Consider the following 520-nt stretch of genomic DNA (forward strand, 5'->3'; position numbering starts at 1 on the left):
CCGGCACCCTCGCTATATCAGCTACGCTGGCGACGTTGCCAACCGATCGGAGTTGCTATGCGACTGATCATCGAGGCCCGCCTGGAAGGTGGGGGAACGAGTAAGACTGAAGCGACGACCGTTGCTGTTGTGGAACGAAAGGATCGGAGCGTCGCCGACCTGGGACTCACACTTGCCGAAGGCCGCGCCTTGCTCGCTGAGGTTCAATCGTTACTGGTGTCGGAGCAGACTGCCGGGTGGATGGAAAGCCAATTGGCTTGCGACCGTTGTGGCTCGATCCTGGCGCACAAGGACGCCCGGTCGATCGTGCTGCGAACCGTGTTTGGCAAGGTCAACGTGCCGAGTCCGAGGCTATGGGCGTGCAACTGCGCGGCAAAGCAAGGTCAACCGCGCCGCTCAGTGAGTCCGCTGTATAAGGCCGTTCGCCAGCGTGTGACGCCGGAGTTGGAGTACCTCCAGGTCAAGTGGGCCGCCCATCTACCTTACCGTCAGGCCACTGAGCTGCTTCGAGAGGTCCTTC

The 520-nt window shown here is 61.5% G+C and carries 1 pseudogene; it reads left to right on the plus strand.

The annotated features are described in order from the left end of the window. Positions 1-57: 57 nt before the first annotated feature. Positions 58-520, plus strand: a pseudogene (locus tag AWB69_RS48535) (hypothetical protein); the annotation flags it as partial.

This window comes from Caballeronia udeis, assembly GCF_001544555.2.
Lineage (GTDB): Bacteria > Pseudomonadota > Gammaproteobacteria > Burkholderiales > Burkholderiaceae > Caballeronia > Caballeronia udeis.